The organism is Micromonospora sp. KC207 (genome assembly GCF_004348615.1).
Lineage (GTDB): Bacteria > Actinomycetota > Actinomycetes > Mycobacteriales > Micromonosporaceae > Micromonospora.
Map to the genome: position 1 here is coordinate 1 of NZ_SMKJ01000435.1, position 3,981 is coordinate 3,981.

4 protein-coding genes are annotated in these 3,981 nt (G+C 76.7%); all 4 read left to right on the top strand.

Annotated elements, in window-relative coordinates; translation table 11 throughout:
* Positions 1–28: 28 nt before the first annotated feature.
* Positions 29–475 carry a BlaI/MecI/CopY family transcriptional regulator gene (locus tag E1258_RS30750; RefSeq protein WP_007074535.1) on the top strand — a complete coding sequence of 149 codons (447 nt, stop codon included), beginning with the start codon at positions 29–31 and terminating at the stop codon, positions 473–475.
* 10 nt (positions 476–485) lie between these two features.
* Positions 486–1,391, top strand: a complete 906-nt coding sequence (locus E1258_RS30755; RefSeq protein WP_132407274.1) for a M56 family metallopeptidase — start codon at positions 486–488, stop codon at positions 1,389–1,391.
* A 235-nt stretch (positions 1,392–1,626) separates the two neighbouring features.
* Positions 1,627–2,316, top strand: a complete 690-nt coding sequence (locus tag E1258_RS30760) for a cytochrome d ubiquinol oxidase subunit II (protein WP_243715793.1) — start codon at positions 1,627–1,629, stop codon at positions 2,314–2,316.
* A partial coding sequence (gene cydD / locus E1258_RS30765; RefSeq protein WP_132407278.1) for a thiol reductant ABC exporter subunit CydD occupies positions 2,313–3,981 on the top strand: 1,669 nt, incomplete at its 3' end. The genes E1258_RS30760 and cydD, both read left to right, overlap by 4 nt.

Below are 3,981 nucleotides of genomic sequence, written 5' to 3' on the forward strand. Positions count from 1 at the left end.
GATCTACTACGAGGGGTAGGATTGCCGCGTGACTCGGTTGGGTGATCTTGAGCGTGCGGTGATGGACGTGCTGTGGGACACCGTCCCGGGCACGTCGGACGGGGTGACGGTGCGCGAGGTCGCCGAGGCCCTCGACGGCCGCGAGCTGGCGTACACGACGGTGATGACCGTGCTGGACCGGCTCGCCGGCAAGGGCATGGTGCGGCGTCAGCGGGAGGGGCGGGCCTGGCGCTACCAGGCCGCGGCCAGCCGCGAGGCGCACATCGCCCAGCTCATGCTCGACGCGCTGGACCTCGGCGGCAGCCGGGACGCCGCGCTGGTGCGCTTCGCCCGGTCGGTGACCGGCACCGAGGCCGAGGTGCTGCGCGCCGCCCTCGGCGCCGAGGCGGGCGGCCCGCTGACCGACCGCGTCGACGCGCCGCGCGCCGACCGGGCCGGGCAACCGGCCCTGGCCGACGAGGCGACGGACCGGTAGGGCCGCCGTCATGGCGTACGCCGTGCACTTCGCCGCGACGGTCCTGGCCTGCTACCTGACCGCTCAGGTCCTGGCGGCGTCCACCTGGACGTGGCGGGCCCCCCGGATCGCGATCGTCTGCTGGCAGGCGGTCGGGCTCGCGCTCGGGCTCTCCGCGATGGGCCTGCCGATGGCGCTCGGCGTGGCCGCGTACGACCGGCCGACCGGCAGCGCGTTGCTCGCCCTGGCCACCGACCTGACCCACGGCACCCTGCCGGCCGGGCTCGGCGCGGTCCACCTCGGCCTGGTCGGGGTCGGGTTCGGCATCGGGGCGGCGCTGCTCGCCACGACGGTACGCAGCGTGCAGGCGACCGTCCGGGCCCAGCGGCGGCACCGGGACCTGCTCGCCCTGGTGGCCCGGCGGGACCCGGAGGTGCCGGGGGCGCTGGTGCTGGACCATCCGAGCGCGGCGGCGTACTGCCTGCCGGGCGTGCGGCCCCGGGTGGTGGTCAGCGCCGGGGCGCTCAGCATGCTCGACCGGGCCGAGCTGGCGGCGGTGCTGACCCACGAGCGGGCGCACGCCCAGGAGCGTCACGACCTGGTGCTGCTGCCGTTCACCGCGCTGTGCCGTGCACTGCCCTGGTTCCGTTGGGTACGCGACGCGCACGAGCGGGTCGCCCTGCTGGTCGAGATGCGCGCCGACGACAAGGCCCGGGAGCTGCACGCCGAGGCTCCCCTCGCGGGGGCGTTGCGCCGGTTCGCCGCGGCCGGCCACCGGATCGCGCCGGCCGGCACCCTCGGCCTGGGCGACCGGGACCTGGACGTCCGGGTTCAGCGGTTGCTGGTCGCCGACCGGCCGCCCCGGCTGATCGGGGCCGCCGCGCTGGCGGTGGCGGTCACCCTGGTCGCGCTGCCGGTCACCCTTTTCCTGAGCTGACTCCTCGCTTCCGACTTCATGTCGGCGAGATAGCGGTATCCGGCGGCCGGGATACCCCCATACCGCCGACATGATCAACGAAAGCCCTCCCCTGTCGCCGGATCGCCGACATGCAGGCCGATAGGTAGACAGCCTACGTGTAGGCCTGCTCCCCCTGCTCTGGCGGGACTGGTCCATCCGGCTGCGCTTCCCGCTCTGGCTGATCCTGCTGGCGCTGCCGCTGCCCTTCGTCGCGGTGATCCTCGGCTGGATCGCCCGTGAGGTGGGCGTCGGGAGCCTGCTCGCAGCGTTCGGCTGGGGGGCGCTGCTCGCCGGGCTGCTCCAGGGCGTACCGCTGGCCGCCGACGGGCACGTCACGGGCGTCGGCCACGTGGCCACCCCGTTCGCGGCCCTCGCCGGGCTGGCGATGACGGCCCTGGTGGCGGTGCACGGTGCGACGTTCCTCACGCTCCGGCTGCCGGCCGCCGACGCCGCACCGCTGGCCCGTACCGCCCGCCGGCTGGTCGCGGTGGCGCTCGCCGCAGTCGCCCTGGCCGCCGTCGCGGGCGCGCTCTCCGATCGGGTACGCGCCGCGACGCAGCGCCCGCTGCCGGCCGTACTGCTGCCGTTGGTGCTGGTGGCGGCGCTGCTGGCGGCCCGGGCGGCGCACGCGCGGCACCGGCCCGGGGTGGCCTTCGCCGCCACTTCGGCGGCGCTGGCGCTGCCGGTGGCGGGAGTCGGCGCGGCGCTGTGGCCCTACGCGCTGGTCTCCACCGTCGCACCGACGGCATCACTGAGCGTGACCGACGCGGCGGCCAGCGGGCCGACGCTGACGGTGCTGGGCTGGCTGGCGCTACCGCTCCTGCCGGCCCTACTAGGCTTCCAGGCGATGTGCTGGTGGGTGTTCCGGGAACGAACCGACGGCAGGGCACCGGTGTACTGGTGAGCCGCCGTCCCTTCGACCCACGTCTGCTGCGCCGGGTCCCCGCGGCCCGGCGCGACCTCGCCGTGCTCGCGGTGCTCGGCGGGCTGACGGCGCTGCTGGTCGTGGGGCAGGCCACCGCGCTGGCCACGGTGCTGGCCGCCGCGCTCGACGGGCGGTTGGCCCGGCCGGCGCTCGCCGGTTTCCTGGCCGCCGTGGTGGGGCGGGCGCTGGTCGCCTGGGCCCAGGGCACGGTGGCGGCGCGGGCCGCCGCGACGGTCAAGGCGGCGCTGCGGGCCGACCTGCTCGCCGCCGTCGGCCGGCACGGTCCCGGCTGGGTCGCCGGGCAGCGGGCCGGGCAGCTCGCCACCCTGGCCGGGCGGGGGCTGGACGCCCTGGACGCCTACTTCACCGGGTACCTGCCGCAGCTCGTGCTCAGCGTCACCGTCCCGGTGGCCGTGCTGGCCCGGATCACCTTCGCCGACTGGGGCTCGGCCGTCATCGTCGCGCTGACCCTGCCGCTGATCCCGGTCTTCGGGGCGCTGCTCGGCTGGCAGGCGCAGGCCGCCACCGAGCGGCAGTGGCGGCGGCTGTCGACGCTCGGCGGGCACTTCCTCGACATGGTCGCCGGCCTGCCCACGCTGCGCGCCTTCGGCCGGGCCCGGGGCCAGATCGAGGTGGTCCGCCGGATGGCCGACGGGCACCGCGCCGCGACGATGCGCACGCTGCGGATCGCGTTCCTGTCCGCGCTGGTGTTGGAGCTGGTCGCCACGCTGTCGGTGGCACTGGTCGCGGTGCCGGTGGGCATCCGGCTGCTCGGCGGCGGGCTGGCGCTGTCCACCGCGCTGCTGGTGCTGCTGCTCACCCCGGAGGCGTACCTGCCGCTGCGGGCGGCCGGCAGCCGGTTCCACGCCAGCATGGAGGGGCTGGCCGCGCTGGACGAGGCACTGACCCTCTCCGCCGCCGACCCGACAGCCACGGCCACCGCCCGGTCGCGGCCCGTCCCCGACGGGCGCGCCGAGATCCGGTTCGAGGGCGTGACCGTCGCGTACGAGCGGACCGTGGCGCTACGGGACGTCACGCTGACGATCCGGCCCGGCGAGCGGATCGCGATCGTCGGGCCGAGCGGCGCGGGCAAGAGCACCCTGCTCAACCTGCTGCTCGGCTTCGTCGCCCCGACGCAGGGCCGGGTCACCGTGGGTGGCGTCGACCTGGCCGGCGCGGACCCGGACGGCTGGCGGCGTCAGGTCGCCTGGGTGCCGCAACGGGCCCACCTCTTCGCCGCCTCGCTGACCGACAACATCCGGCTCGGCGCCCCCGGCACGCCCGACGCCGCGCTCGCCGGCGCGGTCGCCGCCGCCGCGCTGGACGAGGTGGTCGCCGCCCTGCCCGACGGGCTCGACACCGTGCTCGGTGAGCGCGGGCACGGCCTGTCCAGCGGCCAGCGGCAGCGGGTCGCCCTGGCCCGGGCGTTTCTGCGGGACGCGCCGGTGGTGCTGCTGGACGAGCCGACCGCGCGGCTGGACACCGCCAGCGAGGCCGGAGTGCTGGCCGCCACCCGCCGGCTCGTCGCCGGGCGGACCGCCCTGCTGGTGGCCCACCGGCCGGCGCTGCTCTCCGACGCCGACCGGATCCTGCGGGTCGAGGAAGGTCGGGTCACCGAGCTGACCCCCACCCCGTCCGCAGGGG